At 39.4% G+C, this 19490-nt stretch carries 20 protein-coding genes; 6 read left to right on the top strand and 14 right to left on the bottom strand.

Annotation, left to right across the window (positions count from 1 at the left end):
* Position 1: 1 nt before the first annotated feature.
* Complete coding sequence (locus tag D172_RS17940; protein WP_007378546.1) at positions 2-1231, top strand: pyridoxal-phosphate-dependent aminotransferase family protein; 1230 nt, start codon at positions 2-4, stop codon at positions 1229-1231.
* Between the two features lie 14 nt (positions 1232-1245).
* Positions 1246-2529, top strand: a complete 1284-nt coding sequence (locus tag D172_RS17935; RefSeq protein WP_007378547.1) for an allantoate amidohydrolase — start codon at positions 1246-1248, stop codon at positions 2527-2529.
* A 128-nt stretch (positions 2530-2657) separates the two neighbouring features.
* Here the strand turns inward: D172_RS17935 and D172_RS17930 are convergent, their stop codons facing one another.
* The 7 genes from D172_RS17930 to D172_RS17900 all read right to left on the bottom strand — a co-directional run bounded on the left by D172_RS17930 (position 2658) and on the right by D172_RS17900 (position 7065).
* The gene (locus D172_RS17930; RefSeq protein WP_033023834.1) at positions 2658-2960 is read right to left on the bottom strand and encodes a hypothetical protein; all 303 of its coding nucleotides are present in this window, start codon (positions 2958-2960) and stop codon (positions 2658-2660) included.
* A gap of 44 nt (positions 2961-3004) precedes the next feature.
* The gene (locus D172_RS17925) at positions 3005-3253 is read right to left on the bottom strand and encodes a DUF1272 domain-containing protein (protein ID WP_033023835.1); all 249 of its coding nucleotides are present in this window, start codon (positions 3251-3253) and stop codon (positions 3005-3007) included.
* Complete coding sequence (locus D172_RS17920) at positions 3247-3609, bottom strand: 2OG-Fe(II) oxygenase (protein ID WP_007378549.1); 363 nt, start codon at positions 3607-3609, stop codon at positions 3247-3249. Before D172_RS17920 ends, D172_RS17925 begins: the two co-directional genes overlap by 7 nt.
* Before the next feature lie 411 nt (positions 3610-4020).
* Entirely contained in the window at positions 4021-5385 is a 1365-nt protein-coding gene (locus D172_RS17915) for a glucan biosynthesis protein (RefSeq protein WP_007378551.1), read from the bottom strand.
* 335 nt (positions 5386-5720) lie between these two features.
* Entirely contained in the window at positions 5721-5945 is a 225-nt protein-coding gene (locus D172_RS17910) for a ribosomal protein L7/L12 (protein ID WP_007378552.1), read from the bottom strand.
* Between the two features lie 150 nt (positions 5946-6095).
* Positions 6096-6608 carry a hypothetical protein gene (locus D172_RS17905; RefSeq protein ID WP_007378553.1) on the bottom strand — a complete coding sequence of 171 codons (513 nt, stop codon included), beginning with the start codon at positions 6606-6608 and terminating at the stop codon, positions 6096-6098.
* Between the two features lie 109 nt (positions 6609-6717).
* Positions 6718-7065: a hypothetical protein gene (locus tag D172_RS17900; RefSeq protein ID WP_007378554.1), complete on the bottom strand. Its 348-nt coding sequence runs from the start codon at positions 7063-7065 to the stop codon at positions 6718-6720.
* Positions 7066-7612: 547 nt separating this feature from the next.
* Between D172_RS17900 and D172_RS17895 the strand changes: the two genes are divergently transcribed.
* On the top strand, positions 7613-8569 hold the full coding sequence (locus D172_RS17895; RefSeq protein ID WP_007378555.1) for an IS110 family transposase: 957 nt from the start codon (positions 7613-7615) through the stop codon (positions 8567-8569).
* Positions 8570-8591: 22 nt separating this feature from the next.
* Here the strand turns inward: D172_RS17895 and D172_RS17890 are convergent, their stop codons facing one another.
* Together D172_RS17890 and D172_RS17885 are read right to left on the bottom strand one after the other, a co-directional pair.
* Entirely contained in the window at positions 8592-9095 is a 504-nt protein-coding gene (locus D172_RS17890) for a GNAT family N-acetyltransferase (protein WP_007378556.1), read from the bottom strand.
* A 63-nt stretch (positions 9096-9158) separates the two neighbouring features.
* Entirely contained in the window at positions 9159-9740 is a 582-nt protein-coding gene (locus D172_RS17885; protein WP_007378557.1) for a hypothetical protein, read from the bottom strand.
* A 559-nt stretch (positions 9741-10299) separates the two neighbouring features.
* Here D172_RS17885 and D172_RS17880 point away from each other — a divergent pair.
* Positions 10300-11454, top strand: coding sequence for an IS110 family transposase (locus D172_RS17880; RefSeq protein ID WP_058230574.1), 1155 nt, complete (start codon positions 10300-10302; stop codon positions 11452-11454).
* Between the two features lie 636 nt (positions 11455-12090).
* Positions 12091-13359: an IS110 family transposase gene (locus D172_RS17875; RefSeq protein WP_058230573.1), complete on the top strand. Its 1269-nt coding sequence runs from the start codon at positions 12091-12093 to the stop codon at positions 13357-13359.
* Between the two features lie 28 nt (positions 13360-13387).
* On the opposite strand, the gene D172_RS17870 is transcribed toward D172_RS17875, so the two are convergent.
* The 5 genes from D172_RS17870 to D172_RS17850 all read right to left on the bottom strand — a co-directional run bounded on the left by D172_RS17870 (position 13388) and on the right by D172_RS17850 (position 17730).
* Positions 13388-14371: a hypothetical protein gene (locus tag D172_RS17870; protein WP_007378404.1), complete on the bottom strand. Its 984-nt coding sequence runs from the start codon at positions 14369-14371 to the stop codon at positions 13388-13390.
* Positions 14372-14495: 124 nt separating this feature from the next.
* Positions 14496-14912 (bottom strand): hypothetical protein, encoded by a 417-nt coding sequence (locus D172_RS17865; protein ID WP_007378405.1) that lies wholly within the window; start codon positions 14910-14912, stop codon positions 14496-14498.
* Between the two features lie 342 nt (positions 14913-15254).
* Complete coding sequence (locus tag D172_RS17860; RefSeq protein WP_007378406.1) at positions 15255-16373, bottom strand: ISAs1 family transposase; 1119 nt, start codon at positions 16371-16373, stop codon at positions 15255-15257.
* 249 nt (positions 16374-16622) lie between these two features.
* Positions 16623-16874 (bottom strand): Rho-binding antiterminator, encoded by a 252-nt coding sequence (locus tag D172_RS17855; RefSeq protein ID WP_007378407.1) that lies wholly within the window; start codon positions 16872-16874, stop codon positions 16623-16625.
* A 16-nt stretch (positions 16875-16890) separates the two neighbouring features.
* Complete coding sequence (locus D172_RS17850; RefSeq protein ID WP_007378408.1) at positions 16891-17730, bottom strand: DUF417 family protein; 840 nt, start codon at positions 17728-17730, stop codon at positions 16891-16893.
* A 284-nt stretch (positions 17731-18014) separates the two neighbouring features.
* Here D172_RS17850 and D172_RS17845 point away from each other — a divergent pair, with 284 nt between their 5' ends.
* Positions 18015-19481, top strand: a complete 1467-nt coding sequence (locus D172_RS17845; RefSeq protein ID WP_007378409.1) for a DASS family sodium-coupled anion symporter — start codon at positions 18015-18017, stop codon at positions 19479-19481.
* Positions 19482-19490 lie beyond the last annotated feature (9 nt).

Genomic DNA, 19490 nt, shown 5'->3' with positions numbered 1-19490 from the left:
TATGTTTAATAACACGAAAGTTCAAACCTTAAACCCACCACAGCGTTTATTAATGGGACCAGGCCCTATTAATGCAGATCCTCGTGTTTTACGTGCTATGTCGGCGCAACTTATAGGTCAATACGACCCAGTAATGACCGGTTTTATGAACGAAACCATGGCACGTTACCGCGAAATTTTTAAAACTAAAAACGAATGGACCATGCTAATAGATGGCACATCGCGCGCGGGTATTGAAGCCGTATTATGCTCAATTTTACGCCCAGGCGATAAAGTACTAGTACCAATTATGGGGCGCTTTGGCCACCTACTTGCTGAAATAGCAGAACGCGTTGGCGCAAAAGTGCACACAATAGAAGTACCGTGGGGCGAAGTGTTTACGCCAGAACAAATCGAAAAAGCCATTGTTGATGTAAAACCCCATGTACTTGCTATGGTACAAGGCGATACATCCACCACCATGAACCAACCTCTTGAACATATTGGCGATATTTGCCAAAAGCACGATGTACTATTTTATTGCGATGCCACCGCCTCTATTGTTGGTAACGAACTTCCTGCCGATGAGTGGAAACTCGATGCACTTTCGGTTGGCCTGCAAAAATGTTTAGGCGGACCTTCTGGGTCTGCGCCATTAACACTAAGCGACAAATGCGCTGATTGGATCCAAAAACGTAAAAAAGTAGAGGCGGGTATTCGTACAGCGGAGCATACCGACGGCACCGAGCCATTTGTACGCTCAAACTACTTTGATTTAGGCATGATCATGAATTACTGGGGGGAGGAGCGCCTTAACCACCACACCGAAGCCACCAGCATGCTGTATTGCGCCTCAGAATGTGCTCGCATTGTTATTGAAGAAGGCGTGGATAACTGCGTAGCGCGCCACAAATTACATGGCGATGCCATGCTAACAGGCATTCAAGCGCTCGGCTTAAATGTATTTGGTGATTTAACACATAAAATGAACAACGTACTGGGTGTGTATATACCCGAGGGCATTAATGCCGATCACGTACGCGGACAAATGCTAACCGATTTCGGAATAGAAATTGGCACCTCGTTTGGACCATTGCATGGAAAAATTTGGCGTATTGGCACTATGGGCTACAACGCCCGAAAAGATGCTTTATTACAAACACTTGCAAGCTTAGACGCTTGCCTACATGCCAACGGTTACAAAGGCCCTAAAGGCGAAGCCGCCATTGCCGCCCTTGCTCACTATAAATAAAAAAAGGATTTAGCATGACGATTGTAAGCCCACAACACAGCCCTTTATTAGATAAAGAGCTTGCTGATGAATACGCAACACGCGCTTTATCTCGCTGTAAAACCCTCAGCGCACTATCGCAAATGCAAGGCGGTATTCACCGCGTGTACTTATCAAAAGAGCACAAAGAGTGTAACGCTGTTACTGCATCGTGGATGGTTGAGGCAGGCATGCAATCGTGGCAAGACGAAGTGGGCAACCTTTGGGGGCGGCTTAAATCATCAAACCCACATGCTAAACGTTTAATTATAGGATCGCACCTCGACACAGTACCAAACGCAGGTGCGTTTGATGGTATTTTAGGTGTACTACTGGGGATAGAAATTGCAGCGCTTGCACATAAGTTAAAGCTCGACCTGCCCTTTCATTTAGATGTAGTGGGCTTTTGCGATGAAGAAGGCACCCGCTTTGCCACAACTTTAATTGGCTCAAAAGCCCTCGCTAACGAATTTGACCCACAGTGGCTAAATATACAAGACACAAACGGCATAACTATGCGCCAAGCCATGCTCGACTTTGGTTTAAACCCTGCAAACTACGCAAAGGCCGCACTAAACAAAAGCGAATTACTCGGTTACTGGGAAACCCACATAGAGCAAGGTCCTGTACTCGAATCGGTTAATCAGGCGTTAGGCGTAGTAACTGCAATCGCAGGTGCTAAACGCGCGATGATCACCCTAGCAGGCCAAAGCGGTCATGCGGGTACAACCCCAATGAACTTGAGGCAGGATTCACTAGCAGGCTGCGCTGAATTAGTAATCGAAATTGAAAAACTAGCAAACAATGCTAAAAATGGCGAAGTTGCCACCGTAGGGCAAATACAATCTCGCCCTGGGGCTACAAACGTGATTGCAGGCAAAACAACCATAAGCTTAGACGCACGCGCACAAAGCGACACCGATCTCGCTAACTTACTAAGCGCCATACAAAGCAGCGCACAATCTATAGAAAGCAAACGCAATTTAACGCTTGATTGGCAATGGACGCATGCCGCCGATGCCGTAGCGTGCGACACCACTATTCAACATTTATTTTCAAGCGCATGTAAACTCAATAACCAAGCATCGCCTTCACTTGCCTCAGGCGCAGGGCACGATGCAATGGCAATCGCGCCTATTTGCCCCGTTGGCATGTTGTTTATACGCAGCCCTGGCGGTATAAGCCATCACCCAGCAGAAGCCGTTATCGACAAAGATGTAACAAAAGCACTCAGTGTAATGTACAGCGCGCTTTTACTTTATGTGAAAGAGTGTGAGTGATTTTAAGGTAATCGAGTAAACTAAGTATATTAACTTGGTATGCTTAGGGACTTAAACCTCCTCAAAGTCATTTGGAGGTTATTACTGAAGGCAGGTAAATGCAGGAATATACGTTATTTAAAGTAGCTTTATCGGACTGCCCTTTGCTCTTTTAGGCTAAGGCGTTTATGTGAGCTATATACATGTTGAATGTTTGTACCATTAACCAAATATGCATCCATTTCAACAGTAATTAGCCCCGATAATGGCTTGATTTCTAGAACACCCAACTCACCTAAATTTGCAGATAGTAAAGTATTATTCCTAATAGCTAACAAAGTTTTGTCAGTATCTCGTAAGTCACCATTCACATATAATTTAGCACCACTAAACCAATTGTTAATTATTTTAACTTTGATTGACTTAATAGTAAATTCAAAGGATTTTCTCATCAGATCTCCATACCCAGAAAATGTAATTACTATACTTTATGTTCTTACGTGTTTTGCGCACAACCACTTTCTTTTAATACCCGCTTAGTCGATGCTGGGTAATTTTTTAGTGCAGCCAAAGGGCGAATTGGTCGCTGAACCAAATTACCTGAGCAGTTTGGGCACACGTTATTTAATACCGTTTGAGCACAGCCAGAACAAAACGTGCATTCAAATGAACAAATAAAAGCCTCTGTGGACTGTGCAGGTAGATTCTTATCACAACATTCACAATTAGGTCTTAAATCTAGCATTTAGCGCTCCCTTTTATCCACCCAATGCTGAGTAAATATCTATTACCTTTTATAACTTTTGATACCTGATGCTCACTTACATCAGGGCGGAATAGCTTAACCCGCTTTGTTTCAAATATCGGATCACTGCAAATAAACTCACCACCCAAATCTGCTTTTTTAAGCACTATATTCAATCGATAGTGTTTACCAGATTCAACTTTGTCTGTGTGTGGTGCTATTTCACTTCCTTGTGGGAATTTAAGCAAATATGTATCAAATTTAATTGGCCACTTAGCACCACAAATCAACATTTTATCGTAGCCTGATTTTTGCCTACCTCGCTCCCAACAAAATAATTTACTCAAAAAAAACATACAATCCCTCAAAACAACTAACAAGCAGCAGGTTAACTTGTTGTTTTATTTTTATTGATAAACAAACCATAGCCGAGTTCATATTTTGATTCAATCGTTTACTGTATTTTACGTGGGATATAAAAGAGAGTTTTAATGGTGTTTTGATTGGCGTTTTAAAAGACATTATGGTGGCTATAATTGACAAGAAAATCAAAATATAGCCACCCGTTTTACTTTAATGCTTATTTAAGGGCTTATTTAATCGTTACTTTTGCATCACTTACCCATGTTTCAGTTATAGCTTCATCATTTTTATCAACTAAATACGCGCGTATGTTCACCGGATTGTTGTTAGCTTTTTTTTAGTCAAACGCTAATCGCCATTGGTTTGTACCAACTACCGGATAAACCCCAATAGGCTCTAGTATTTCAACCATTGCTGGCTTCAACAATCGGCTTTATACCACTTTTGTTATCTAAGCCTTTAAATACTGGACCTTCAAAATCAATCACCATTTTGTTAACGCCTTCAGGGATTGGCTGGCCGGGGATCCCGCCTAAGCCTTGGCGAGTATTTACAACGCTTGCAAGCGTTTTTGATTTTGGATCGAGTGGACGCCACTCAATATCATAAGAAAAGGTAAACTCATCGCCTTTACGTGCTGGTTTTTCGGGCACCCAATAGGCAACAATATTGTCGAACGTTTCATCTTTTGTAGGAATTTCGATTAACTGTACTGCGCCTTTGCCCCAATCGCCAGTAGGTTTAATCCACGCTGATGAACGCTTATTGTAAAATACGCCGTCGTCTTGGTAGTTATTAAAGTCACGATCTCTTTGGATTAAACCAAACCCTTTTGGGTTCTCATCAATAAAGCTATTGGTCGACACCGACTGAGGATTATTTAATGGGCGCCAAACGTATTGACCCGATCCTGTGTGAATCGCAAGGCCATCGCTATCGTGAATTTCTGGGCGCCAATCTTTAGCTTCTGTTTTATCTTTTTGTGAGTACCAATACATACTGGTTAACGGTGCTACGCCTAAGCGTTCAACATCGGCGCGCATATACAAATTTGCCGTTACAGAGGTAATATGGCCTTTGGCTTCTTTGTTATCTTTGCTTAAACCAAACCGATAAGCACCAGTGATAGAAGGCCCTTCAAGCAATGCCCAAACAGACACACTTTCACCTTTTTTCTCTGCGGGGCCAATCCAAAATGCAGAAAAGCGCGGAAACTCTTCTGGCTGATTCATACCCGTATTAATTGCAATACCTCGCACCGACAGTCCATATTGCCCCTCTGGCCCGTCGGTACGAAAATAAGACGCGCCTAAAAAAGATATCCAATCGGGTTTCATATCTGGGCGCATTATTCTAAAACCTGCAAATCCAAACCCTTCTGGGAGATCGTGAGCTGGGCTGTCATCAGGCATATCAAAAACATCATTACTAAAAGGTACATTTTGAACCTGATTTTTATCGTCTCTGATGTAAATACTTACTGGCTCAGGAAAATATCGCCCAGGGTAAAATAACTGTACGGGCGCCTTTTTTCCACTTGGATATAAGGTTTCATCTTCTTTAAAGCGTATTTTCCAGTGTTCGTCATACGTAATTTTATCGATTAACTCCGGCGCTGGCACCTTGGTTTCTGTATAGGGCTTTTCGGCTGAGGCTTTTGCCTGCGCTTTTAAGTCTTCGAATGAAAACTCCGTTTTATCTACTGCTTCTGTCGCGTAAGACGACATCGAAGTGCTAAAAATAATTGCGATAAATAACTTTAATTTCATAAAAAGAATGTCCAATAAATTGAGTCAAATAAAAATGGGAACGCTGCAAGAACGTATGTTTAACTTAAAGTTCTGCATGAATATTACGTGACGTAATATGAACTAGCGTTTACTAAAGTATTGTTATTTAACTCTTAGTTAATTTTTTAGGGGCGGCGCGTTTAATGATATCGCTGAAGTAAAAATAAGTGGGGATAACGCAATTTATTATTAGATCGCTGGTATTCAAATGGATAAGGGTTGTATTTAGGTGGTGGAAAACGAAGAGGCTCACCACTTTTAAAACTTGCAATTAATGGCTGAATTCTATTTGGCCCTCACTTCAGGGCATGTTTTTATGTTTTTGAAGTTAATTTTTCAATAGCATCTTTAGCTTCTTTCAAACTTACACCATGAACAGATCTATAATATTTTATTGCTCTAACTTTATGACCTGATTTTAAAGCAACAATAACATCACCTTCAGTTACGCTGCCATGCTTAGGTATTGAGTTACCAAATATTAATATAAATAAAACTGCAATAACCGCTAAAACACCCCAAATATATTCAATTTCCATAAATATCCTCGATGTTCGAAAATAATGAGCCTGTAAATTAACTCGTTTTCTATTTGTTTTTATTGATAAACAAACCAGAGCTGAGTTCCTATTTTGTTTGTAATAATGTTCACCAAGAGCAAAATGTATTTTTATCTTATTGGCTACTGGTTAAATAACCTTTCGCATTTTATTTAATAACTCGTAGCATGCTTTATACAAGAGTATTTCCATGTCTTCGTTATGGTACAAAGGACCCCAACGAAAAAAGCCTCTTAAGCTAAATTTTTTAGCTATGAATTCGCGCCACGTAACAGATTTAGAAACGCTGAACGTTTTAATCGTCTTGTTGTGTTTAATGTTATACAAGCGCGATACTAACTTAACTTTTGGTCGCCAAAATAGCGGAATAATAGCTGTATCAAAATCTATAGTGAATGCATCACCACCATGCAAAGTAACTATAACAACATCTAAACCAATATCTGATTTTTTAGGCTCTTTAATAGATGAGATGCTGTGAAGACAAAAAATATCTTCAAGCTTCTTGTGCATATGATCTTGTAGTGAATCGCCCGTTATATAAAAAAACGACTCTACCTTAGAAAAATGGCTGCTATTAGCTACAGCTAACGATCCCAAATAAACATTTGGCTTTTCAGAGCTAAACCAATTGAATAGCAAATTTAAATTCCTTTTTTACTTATGCCGAATAAATAGGCCGTAAGGTTGTTGTCTAAGGTTTGGGTGAAAAAGCAAAAACCAGCTGTTTTTGTTCTGCTTTACGATTTGTTTATTTACGCTCAACTATTTTACGACGTAATTGAATACCAAGTAATGTCCCTAATAAAACAGCAATAACATGCAACAAAGCTGAAATTAAATATATCAAAAGCTCCATTGGTATTTTTAACAAAATGTATAGTAAGGCACCGACACTTAGATCAATAAACCAATAAACCGCCGCAACTAAAAAGGCTTGTTTATACGGACTCACTGTTTGCTTATAGCCTAGGTAACAATAAACGATTAAAGAGGTTACAAATCCGAGGGCGTAATAAGTAAAAGTTAATGAGGTACTCTGAGTCATTTCATCAAAGCCAACGATCAACGTTGCTATTGTTGATAAAGCAACTAGCAATAAATACAAGCCTACTGAAAAGAGTACAATCCTAGAGTATTTCACGATAATCCTTTAGTAATATAATTAGGCTGTAGATTTGAATGCTAACGAGCCTGTAGAATAACTCCAACAGCCAAATTCAATTAAAAAACAAATTCCTGTAATTAACTCTAAGCGCTTTTATAGCATTAGGTAATGCATTTGGAACCCATAAAACAGGCTGTTTTTCTTAAAAATGAGTAATTCTACAGCCTCAACGCCTCATTAAGTGGAAATTAATGGTTGGCTATAATCGCGAAGCGATGGCCAACTGTTAATTTTCCATTTAAATGACTTGTATGGATAATAAACCCATAAATTAATTAATATTAATACCAGGTTCGGGTAATGTGAGACCCAGGCTTTAGCAGCAACTAAAGCTTTCCTTGTCGTAGTTCGATTAAGCGATGGCTCCTCTATTGAGAGACCGATAACAAGAACGAACGCGACAAAGGACTCCAAGCACCACACTCGAATAGTCTACGGGGTCTCGAACCCGCATTATGCAAGTAAGAGTTAGCTTATTATGAAATCAAATATGAATCAAAACATTAATGTCGGTGTCGATACTGGCAAATTCCAATTAGATATTTATATTCGACCTTTAGATATCTATTTCACCGTTACTAATGATGATAAAGGCATAAAAGAAGCCGTTAACATTATTAAAAAACACAAACCTGAGCGCATTGTTATCGAAGCAACTGGCCGTCTTGAAATGGCATTTATTTTAGCATGTGCTAAAGCAGGATTACCTTTTACTATTGCCAACCCTGTCCATGTAAAACGCTTTGCTGGTGCCATTGGACAACGTGCAAAAACAGATAAATTAGACGCTCAACTAATTGCGCATTATAGCGAAGCAATCAAGCCTAAATTATCACAGCTAAAACCAGAAACAATGCAAGCTATGAGTGATTTAGTAACGCGCAGAAATCAATTATTAACTATGCAAACCATGGAAAAGAATCGCTTACAAATTATGCCTAAAGCATTAGCCATGACGATTAAACCTATTCTCACTTTGTTCAAAAACCAAATTATTAAAATAGAAGAAAAAATAGCAAAGCTGATTGAGAGTTGTCCTGAATATAAAGCTAAAAATGAAATATTACAAAGCATGACTGGCATTGGAAAAATAGCCGCAGCTTCTATCATCAGTAACTTGCCTGAATTGGGTTATATCAACAGTAAACAAGCCAGTGCTTTGATTGGTGTTGCACCGATAAATCGAGAAAGTGGACGCTTTAAAGGTCATCGAAAAATACAAGGTGGACGACCACAAGTCAGAACCGTTTTATACATGGCCATGATGTCAGCAATGCAATCTAATCCTGTTTTTAAAGCGACATATCAACGTTTATTAGCCGCAGGAAAACCTAAAAAAGTCGCAATAATTGCCTGCATTAGAAAGATGATTGTTATCTTAAATTCAATGCTAAGAGACGGTGTTTCATGGGTAGCGCCAAAAGCTATAAATTAACTATTGACGCCATAGTCTCTTGTTAGGCAGATTTAGGAAACTTATATATATCCCTTGATAAACCATCTGGAAATGCTTTCCTGTCTACTTTATTACCACCCAGTTTTTCTACCAAAGAACGTGCAGCAATATTGTCATCATTCATATAGGTTTCAACAGAACTCCATTTAAACTTATTGTAAGCATGAAATATAGCGGCCTTTGACGCTTCTGTAGCCACACCTTTTCCACGACCTTCCGGCATAACCCACCAAGTAAGCTCTTTTGGCCAATCTTTACCTTTCCAAAAGCCGCAAGTCCCAATAAGTTTATCGTCAGATTTTTGCTGTATTATCCAAACGCCATAACCTAATAGGTACCAAGAACCAATATCTGCTTTTAATCTAGTCCAAACTTGTTCAATGCCTATGGGTCCTCCATACATTTTCGACGCATTAGCATCGGTATAAAATGCTTTATAGAGTTCATAGCAATCAAGATTTGGTGGTATTAATCTGAATTGCGGCGTATCAAGGGTGGGTATCATATTGTTTCTGCCTAACGCCCAAAGCAGCGAGCGCCGCTTTTTGGCATCCGCTGCCTTTGTTTGTTATGCATTTTCACCAACTGACTCTACTTGTGTATTAAGTATCTGGCGCATCATTATGAGTGAAAATTTCACTCCATCTTTTTCTTCGATCATACCTTTAAGATATATCTTGTTGTTGTCATACTTTTCGGGGAAACGAATGCTCATATAAGTCATGCGTTTTTTATCTGCTTCCCAGAAGCGATACTTAACTTCATCGTGGCCTGCATACTTCTTTAGGAAGCGGTCAATCGTCAAGCCTTCTTTCTGCCAATTAACCAGCTCTTTACTCACCCACACCTCATCCCATGTTTCAAATACGGGGAAATGAGCGAGTATGTTACGTACGAACTTAAACAGAGGACCTCCAATCTCAGATTCCATCGGAGGACGCTGCGTCTTTAGCGCTTCAAGTACATGCTTGAATGGCTCATAAGTTAAAAGCTCAGCATAAACTGCAAAGATGCTCGACACTTTACAAAACCTATACCAATCCTCTTTTGTCCAGAAATCATCCATCATGATTTCATCGAACAAGTCGTAAAACCGGTTGTACCCAAGACTGAGGAATAACTCTTCAGATTTATTAGGTCTCGCTTCCATTACACAATCTACCTAGATGCATAACACCCATATTAACGGGCAAATTGTAGTTGGCTAAAATGGTGAACGAAGTGAACAAAAGCCAACTGTTATTTGTCCCGTTGAATAATTTGTTAGTTGCTTGTTTAAGAAAAGTGACCAACATTTAACGTGCACTAAAGGTATTGGATTCCCGAAAGAAATGACAACTACCCAACACCACTTGACACCCAAAACTTAATTTGAGCCGTTTACACAAAACGCTTAAAGCGAAACCTGTAAACTAAAACTTATTGCCTAAAAGTGATTGAGCGAAAAACACCAACCCCTTTGAGGCGAAAACCACTTAGACAAAAATATTAAGCTAAAACATGACGATAAACTTACCACGAAAAAGAATAAAGCGCGTGAAAAAAGTTAACGTTCATCACCAAAGCCACAAAGAAAGTTACCGTAAAAAATGGTGGCAACTAGACATAATGACTCCCACACGGTGTTAGCCTCCGCTTTTCGTGGGTTAGCTTAATTCAAAGCCAGAGCCATAATTAGTTTGTCAATTAACTAAACAGCAGAGGCTAACATGAATAAACATAGCATACTTTTTATCGGTCTTGATACACATAAAGAATTCAATGAAGTCGCCTATATTGAAGAACATAGAGGTGCGAAACCCGTTCATCTTGGTCGAATTTCCTCTTCCAAAGTGGCCGTTCAAAAGCTTGTTCGTCAGTTCGAATCGAAATACCCTGGCGCAACACTCCATTTTGTTTATGAAGCAGGTCCATGTGGTTATTGGATTTACCGATTAATTACCAGCCTTGGCCATTGCTGCTACGTGGTTGCCCCCTCTCTTATTCCTAAAAAGCCTGGTGAGAAGATTAAAACCGATAAACGTGATGCACTTAAGCTCGCTAAATTACTTAAGTCTGAAGATTTAACACCTATCTATGTTCCCGAGCTTGAAGATGAAGCTGTACGCGATTTATCTCGTGCACGCGAAGTAGCCATGAAGGATTTAAAAGATGCCAAATATCAATTAAAGGCGCTGCTGCTTCGCAATAATATTAATTACAAAGGCACTGCAAATTGGTCACAAAAACATCTACGCTGGCTCACTGAGCTTGTGTTGCCACACCCCGCGCAGCACATCGTCTTACAAGAATTTTTACACACAATTACCGAGCGAATAAGCCGACTTGAACGGCTAGACAATGAACTAACACACCACGTTCACCAGTGGCGTTATTATCCTGTTGTCAAAGCAATACAAGCTATGCGTGGTGTCCGTTTGTTGGTCGCCACCGGCGTTGTTGCTGAGCTTGGCGATTTATCGCGCTTCGATCATCCTCGCAAATTAATGAGTTATCTCGGTCTTGTACCCAGTGAACACTCGAGTGGTGGCAAACGCCATATTGGCGCCATCACAAAATGCGGAAATGGCCGAGCAAGACGCCTTCTTGTTGAAGGTGCACACACTTATCGCTATGCAGCAAATATATCCACAGATATGCAAAAAAGACAAGAAGGTTTACCAAAGGACATTATTGATATTGCGTGGAAAGCACAACTTAGGCTCTGCAAGCGCTATAAAAAAATGATAGCCAAAGGGAAGCACTACAACCTTGTTGTCACCGCCATTGCCCGAGAAATGATTGCGTACATATGGGCTATTGCAAAAGAAGTGGTGCTTACGCCAGTAAATACAAAACTTAGATTGGCAAGAGTACCTGCATGATAAACGAATTAGAGTTAATGCATGGGATCAAGCATCGGGTGTGGCACAACCACCGACGGCGTTAGGATGGCAATGCAGCTAACGCTGCATTGAACCACGAACATAGACTGAAGACAGGTGCCACGACGAAATAAGTAAGGTCTGCTCTGTTACTAGAAATAGTAATAACCAACGAATATCAGCAAGATAACCGACGACATTACTTGCTTCATCCTATGTATTAACTCGCTCTAATTCGAGCTGAAGTAATTATGGCTTAAAAAGTTAAGCAAGGATCAGTGTGTTTAACTTGACAGTGGGAGTCATACCAACGCCTTGCTAAGGGGCAAATTATGGTTTGCTATAATGCGCGGAGCGCGAGCAAACTGTTATTTGTCCGTTTGAGCAACTTATAGTTACTCCGTTCCATTAATTAATGTATTTACCTATCTCATTAATACATGGAATATGCTTCTGTTGATCACGAATATTTGAGCGGAAACAATTAATGTTTGTAACAAGACTTTCGGATCAACAGAAGTTATTTGTTTCAATACGCATACTCAGGGATTGTCGTAATGCCGACTATCTATAAGACCTGCGAGAAACACTATTAGCCTCTATCTATTCTTTCACTTTACCTCTAGGAGGCCCAAAATGGAAGCCTTTAACGTCTCAGATTTTGCTGCCCTTATCGGGATCGATTGGGCTGACCGTAAACACGATATTTGTGAAATAAATCGTGACACAAATACACAACATTTAAGTGTGATTTCCTCTGAGCCTAAGTCAATTAATGCATGGGCGCTTGAGTTAAAACAACGCTACAACGGCAGATCTGTTGCTGTCGCGTGTGAGCTAAAAAAAGGCCCACTTATATATGCACTCAGTAAATTTAAGCACATTGTATTATTTGTGATTAACCCATCAAGTGTTGCTAAATACCGTGCAGCATTTACGCACAGCGGGGCTAAAGATGATCCTACTGATGCGATTATTCAAGTTGAAATTTTACAACTTCATATGGATAAATTAACGGTTATTAGGCCGGATTCAGAGGACGTTAGGTGTCTTGCGCAGCTTGTCGAATACAGACGTAAACTAGTACAAGATCGTGTTAATTTAACCAATAAAATAGCCACAACGCTAAAAAATTATTATCCCCACGTGATTGATTGGTTTAAAGAAAAAGACACTCAAATATTCTGTGACTTCTTACTGCGCTGGCCCTCTCTTGCTCACGCTAAAAAAGCGAGGAAACAAACACTACTCGACTTCTTTAATCAACATAATTCCCGCTATCCACTCGTTAATGAAAAGCGGATAAAAGAAATCAAGGATGCAGAAATACTCACCGAAGATATGGCGGTGATCACGCCAAATTTATTGCTTATTGAATGCCTAGTTCCGCAACTTAAACAGCTGATGTTGGCAATAACACGATTTGATGACGAAATTAAAACACTTTATAAGCAACATAAAGATCGCGCTATTTTTGATAGTTTACCTGGGGCGGGGCCACAATTAGCACCTCGATTATTAGCCGCTATGGGATCAAATCGTGACCGCTATAAGTGCGCCGCTGACATACAAAAATACGCAGGCATTGCTCCAGTAACCGAACGCAGTGGCAAGAAAGAATGGATACACTGGCGGTACTCATGCACTAAGTTTTTAAGGCAAACATTTGTGGAATGGGCAGGATTATCTGTGCGCTATTCATTTTGGGCAAAAGCCTATTATCGGCAGCAAGAAGCCAAAGGAAAACCCCATAATACCATCATCAGATCATTGGCATTTAAGTGGATACGAATCCTATTTAGGTGCTGGAAGACACATACGCCCTACGATGAATCAACTTACTTAACGGCATTGAAAAGTAAGGGATCACCGCTGTTAAAATTTGCGGTGGAAAGTGAGCTTTAGCGCTTGCTGTCCACCTCAGGGCGTGTTGTTAAACGGCAATTTTTTCTATTTTGAAACTGTCAGAAATAGTTAAATCCCCTTTAAGCTTTATTCTTTTACACATGTGATTTGGTAGATCTTCATTAAAGGGTTCTATATTAAAAAGCTCATTTGCACACCAAGATTCCGCATCTAAATTTGTGGACATAATAGGATGCCCCATTCTGGAATCTTTGCCGTTATTATTTAACACCACCCAGCCAGTAATTTGTAAGTTTCCAAAGGACTCTATATGCTCGACCTCATTTCCATCGGCGTCCACAAACTTTGTATTATGGGAGATTGATTCTTTATTTGTACTTATTTCGGTATGACCAAGCTTATGACCTTTAAAGTCAAAAGTGGCGTTATGCAACAAAAGAAGTGTACAAAGCGTTATTTTATCTGATTGTTTCAGAAACAAATCTTGATCTATTCGAAGTTTGTTTGAAACAATGACGTTTATAAGCTCAGTTATTAAATCTTCTTGTGTAATTACCGCATTAAGAACTAGAACCCCCATAATATATTGGATAGCTTCTAATGTTTGTTGAGATAACTTACCTTTTTTTAAAGTTGCTATTTGATTTTTTCTATCTTCCTTGAAAGCATTTTCAATGCGACTCTGTAATCGTTGTTGAGTTACATTAAACTTTTCTTTAAGAACTGATTCTTTAAATTTACTGACCTGTAAGATCATTAACCTCTTAATCCAAAGAGGAAAAGGAGATGTGATATCTAAAGACTTCTTCGGAGAGTTATACTCTAAGAAATATTTCATCCTTAAGTACATTGTTTCTAATGATTGGTTTGTTAACCCTCGGTCTCTTTGATCATTGTGAGCAACAAAATCAGCAATTTCTCGAAATACAGGCATCTTTTTAGAGTACGCTCTTAGACGCATAAATAAGCTATCTATATCATTCTCATCAAATTGATCATTTTCAATTTTAAGAATTATTTTTTCAGCTTTACTTTTTTCGATACCCTTCACTATGTGAGATTCTCCTTGCCGTTTAACGCCTCACTCAGAGGCTAAAAATTGATGGCTAAAATAGCGAGGCACGAGCACAGCCAGCTGTTTTTAGTCCTTTGCAGTGACTTGTTATACGTACCTGCTACATAGCGCTGAAATATGGTAACGCTTCTGCCAACTGCTCTACAGATAATAATGCACCAGACTGATCTTCGATAGCAACACCATTATATTTAGTATTAATAATTATTGCTGAAGTAAAAGCTACTTGAGATTCCTTCGGGTTGCCGCCAAACCTAAATTGATAAACAACACCTTGCTTATAATTGTCTGGCAATAATGTTTTAAATTGCTCGGGAAGTTCATTGGTAGAATAAGAATAAAGCTCAACACCAGCCTTTTGACCATCAAGGGTGACAGGGATAAAACCTGAATGTTTTTTTAGCTCGATATTCGGCGAGTACTCAATTAGATAGCCAAGTTCATTGGCGGTTTGATTTAATTCTCTAGTGTTTGGTTCAATCTCAAGAGCTAAAACAACAAACAAACTCATCGACATGATTTACTCCATTTTTAATACAAAAGTTTAATTTAACATCCAAACTTTAAGTACGTATAACATCTTATTGAACACCACTCTGGGGGTTTATAACACCCCAAAACGGCGTATATTACATTGTTCAATAATTCCACTAAGTAACTTCAATGTAAACAAGTAATTAGGCATGTAATGAAAAGCCTTTGTTATTTTGCACCAAAACGACTTTTAATAATGTTATTGGACAAACTAAAATAGCTGTTTATATAAACAGCTCGCTTTGAAGGTTTACTTACTACTTGTTAGAGGCTTTATACGCTTTAATAGTTGGCGTTTAGCCCAGGGCAAGAGCATGAAAAAAGTCTATGCGTTCAGTACCTTTTCAAGGTAGGCTGTACTGCGCATAGCTTTTTTCTGTTTTGCGGGCATGCCTTTACTAAAGCTTTTTTCTGCTTTTAGCTGATTAAATGCGATGTGTCTCAGCCCCGCAAATACAGGTGCTGCACCTTCGCGCCTAATTCGACACTCATCTTCTTTAAATCCTACATCTAAACGCCAATGTAATCCATTTTCTATTTGCCAATGTTGTCGTGCTCCTCTCGCGAGTTCTTCCGCTGTTAAATTCGCTGAACTAATATAGTATCTATAGCATAACTCATTGCTTAATTTACCTTTTTCTTTTCTATAAGAAACAATAACACCCACTGTTTTTACACCTTCCCAGTGTATCGTTTCTGATAAACCGCTCACGTTATGGCTCACTGCACAGCACCTAAATTCTTCTCTATTTTTTTGATAATCGGCTTCGTTAAACAAGAGCCCATCAGATGCTTGTCGTGCTACCTCAGGTAATAACACATCTTCTATTTGTGACAGTAGCCTTTTATGGTTTGCTTTTACCGCAAGTAAGTAATCGGCTTCTTTACCAACTATTTTTTTTGCAATTGATTTTTGACACCCCATAGCGTCAATCGTTACTAAGCAGCCTTTTATCTCTAATAATTCAAGCAGCTCTGGCAACGCTTTTATTTCATTCGACTTTTTATCAACAGGGCATTGTGCCAAAACAACACCATTTTCGCATGCAAATGCACTGATCATATAAAGCGCATCGCGTCTATCTGACTGATTAAATGAACCTTTCAATCGTTTACCGTCAATAGCAACTACACCGCCTTGAGTTAATTTGGAGCAGGCTTTCATCCAAGAAGAAAAGGAATCTTGGAATTGCGTCATGTCAATACGGCTCATTACACGAGCAATTGTGTCATGGCGAGGGATCCCTTGTTCAAGAAGAACATATTTTCTGAGCCAATCTAGTCTATCATGACCAAAATCTTCAATCTCTTCCCAGCCCTGACAGCCTGAAACAACAGCGCTAACAGCTAAGAATATGATATCAAATAGTTTATGAACAACTTTACCTTGTTGGCGAGGGTCGTCGATTGATTCGAAATATTTAAATAGCTGAATGTTAGACATGGGGATGCTCCTTAAAAAAGGAGTATAAGATCATACTTTTAAGTCAAGGTAAAGTTCGTGATCTTGCCCTGGCGTTTAGCCTTGTTCGGTGAAAAACTCGAGTAAAGAACAAAAGAAAGTTGTAGGAAAATTTTGGCTTTATGTATTTAGCGCGTAATTAGCTAAAGCATTGGTGAGATAAGTGAGCCTTAACATATTAATGATACAGGCTCGCTGAGGTGTTTATAATAAAACGAATGAGTGAGGTGTTTACTTTACATCAAAATTCACGTGGTCAAAGTATGGATTTTGTTCACGCGCTTTAAGTACGCTGATTGTAGTGAGCACAATGAGTTGCAGTTCGTTATTTACGTTAACAACTATGCATTCGTCTTTATTTGCATTGCGCTTTGTATCAGTGGCTACACCACATACACCATCACCATTTTTTAATACAAGCTCAATATTCAGCCTGTGCATACAGGCAATTTCAATGTAGTCATATTGGTGGCAACTGATCATAAAGCCTCGTTATAAATTACTTAGCTGATTGAAAAAGCATTAAATTAGCAATTAATGCAAGGTTGGCTATATACCAAAGATCTTTAATTACAAACATACCGAGACCATCTAATAAAGTGGCGGCACTAAATGCACCGGTTGCGGTAATTAAGAATGTTTGAGTCATCATAAATACGCTTAAACACGCTAAGCCACTTACAATAATTAGCTTTTTATTATTTAAAAATAACCCTAAGCCCAATAACACGGCAAATAATACATCAAACCCGCCAATTACGTTAGACGCGCCTTGTACGCTAAATACCGTGTATAACCACGACATAAACGGTGAGGTTTCTACTAAACTTACAATGCCTTTTGCTTCAAACTCATAAAACTTCATGCCGCCAATCCACAATAAAACCATGGCAACCGGTATAAAGTTTAAAAGTACGTGTTGTTTGTCGGTAAGTTTTTCTTTATAAAACAAAAACAAATACAAAGGCACTACTGCAAAGTATTTAATTATGCCCTGCCCGCTACCAATGATTGGAAAGCCGCCAAGTTGAGCCATCCAACGGTTACTGGCAAACAAGGTAAGTAATGCAACTAAACTTATAATTGCTGCAAGTAAAAGTGCTGGTGTAGGTTTCATTAGTTTAAGGCGAGCGAGCACGGTAGCAAACGCTAAGGCAATCATAAGTGAGCCACTAATTAAACCTAACGCAGATACAGACATTAGCGAATCAACGCCATAAAAACTAAACGTAGCCGTTAACGTATTAGGGTTTGCTCCTAACGCAAACGACAAGCCAAGTAGTAAAAAGCTACTCGCTAATAAAAAAGTAATCACGTTATTGGTTAGTTTTAAGTTCATTGTATTTCCAAGTATTCGTTGAGGTTTATAAAGACCTTACGAACCTATAAAACAATTCAAGCTAACTCTTAAAAATCAGAGTTGATTAAGCACACTGTAAGCTCTTATCGGGTAATGTAATCAATCACTTTAGTTTATGGTTTATTTCCTCTTTATTAATAAAATTAAATAAGTCTAATATTCATATGATGTGCGTCATCTTTTTTATTATTAAATGAAGTAGAATAACGTCGCCTTTTCAATAAACAGAATGCATGCATTTCTAAAACTTAGGGACATTTTTAATGAAGGGTACTGATATTCGAGTTACCTCTGGACTGATTTCTATAGCCATTGTTTTACTACTTTGGTTTGCTGTACCACCTCCGCAGGGTGTTACCGAAAACGCATGGCATTTGCTCGCTTTATTTATTGGTACTGTAGTTGCCATTATTGGTAAAGCAATGCCAATCGGCGCCATTGCTATTTTAGCGATTACTTCTGTTGCGTTAACCGGGGTAACTAATGACAGCCCATCTGGCGCTATTAAAGATGCATTAAGTGGCTTTTCTAATTCATTAATTTGGTTGATTGGTATTGCTATTATTATTTCTCGGGGTTTAGCTAAAACAGGTTTGGGAAATCGTATTGGCTATAATTTTATTTCTCTTTTTGGTAAAAAAACAGTTGGTATTGGCTATGCACTCGCACTTTCTGAACTTGTTATAGCGCCTGTAACGCCAAGCAATACCGCGCGAGGCGGCGCTATTATTCACCCAATAATGAAGTCGATAGCAACAAGTTTTGGCTCGTCCCCTGAGCAAGGCACCTCTCGTAAAATTGGCCACTACCTTGCTTTAGTGAGCTACCATATAAACCCTATTACATCAGCTATGTTTATTACCGCCACGGCTCCTAACCCGCTAATTGTAAAGCTGATTGCAGATGCTACTGGTGCAAATATCAGTATTACTTGGAGTACATGGGCGCTGGCAGCGCTTGTTCCTGGTTTGCTATGTATTGCCCTTGTGCCTTTGGTTGTTTATGCCATTTACCCACCTGAAGTTAAAAGTACACCCGACGCTAAAACCTACGCAGAATCTAAATTAACTGAAATGGGCCCAATGAGTTATGGCGAAAAAATAATGGTGGGTGTTTTTGCTATGTTGCTTGTTTTATGGGCCGGCGTACCTGCAATGATTTTAGGGGCTGACTACGCGGTTAATACTACCGCAGTGGCTTTTTTAGGCTTGTCGGTTTTATTAGTCACTGGTGTATTAAGCTGGGACGATGTACTTAAAGAAAAGTCTGCGTGGGATACCGTTGTTTGGTTTTCAGCATTAGTAATGATGGCCACTTTTTTAAATAAACTAGGTTTGGTAACGTGGTTTTCAACACTTGTTGAGAGCAATATTGCGCAACTGGGCTTTGACTGGATTGTATCGGCTATTATACTGGTAGCTGTGTATTTTTACGCTCATTACTTTTTTGCCAGTACCACAGCACATATTACTGCTATGTTTGCCGCATTTTACGCCGCAGGTTTGGCGCTTGGCGCTCCACCTTTATTTTTAGGTTTACTGTTAGCTGGCGCTTCATCACTGATGATGTCGTTAACGCATTACGCAACAGGCACATCTCCCATAGTGTTTGGCTCAGGCTATGTATCGTTAAAAGACTGGTGGGTAATGGGCCTTATAATGAGCGTTATTAATTTAAGTGTATGGGGAATTGTTGGCGGGCTTTGGTGGAAAGCACTTGGGTATTGGTAGTATTGCCTT

Source organism: Pseudoalteromonas sp. Bsw20308 (genome assembly GCF_000310105.2).
Lineage (GTDB): Bacteria > Pseudomonadota > Gammaproteobacteria > Enterobacterales > Alteromonadaceae > Pseudoalteromonas > Pseudoalteromonas fuliginea.
This window is presented reverse-complemented; position numbering and strand designations above follow the sequence as displayed.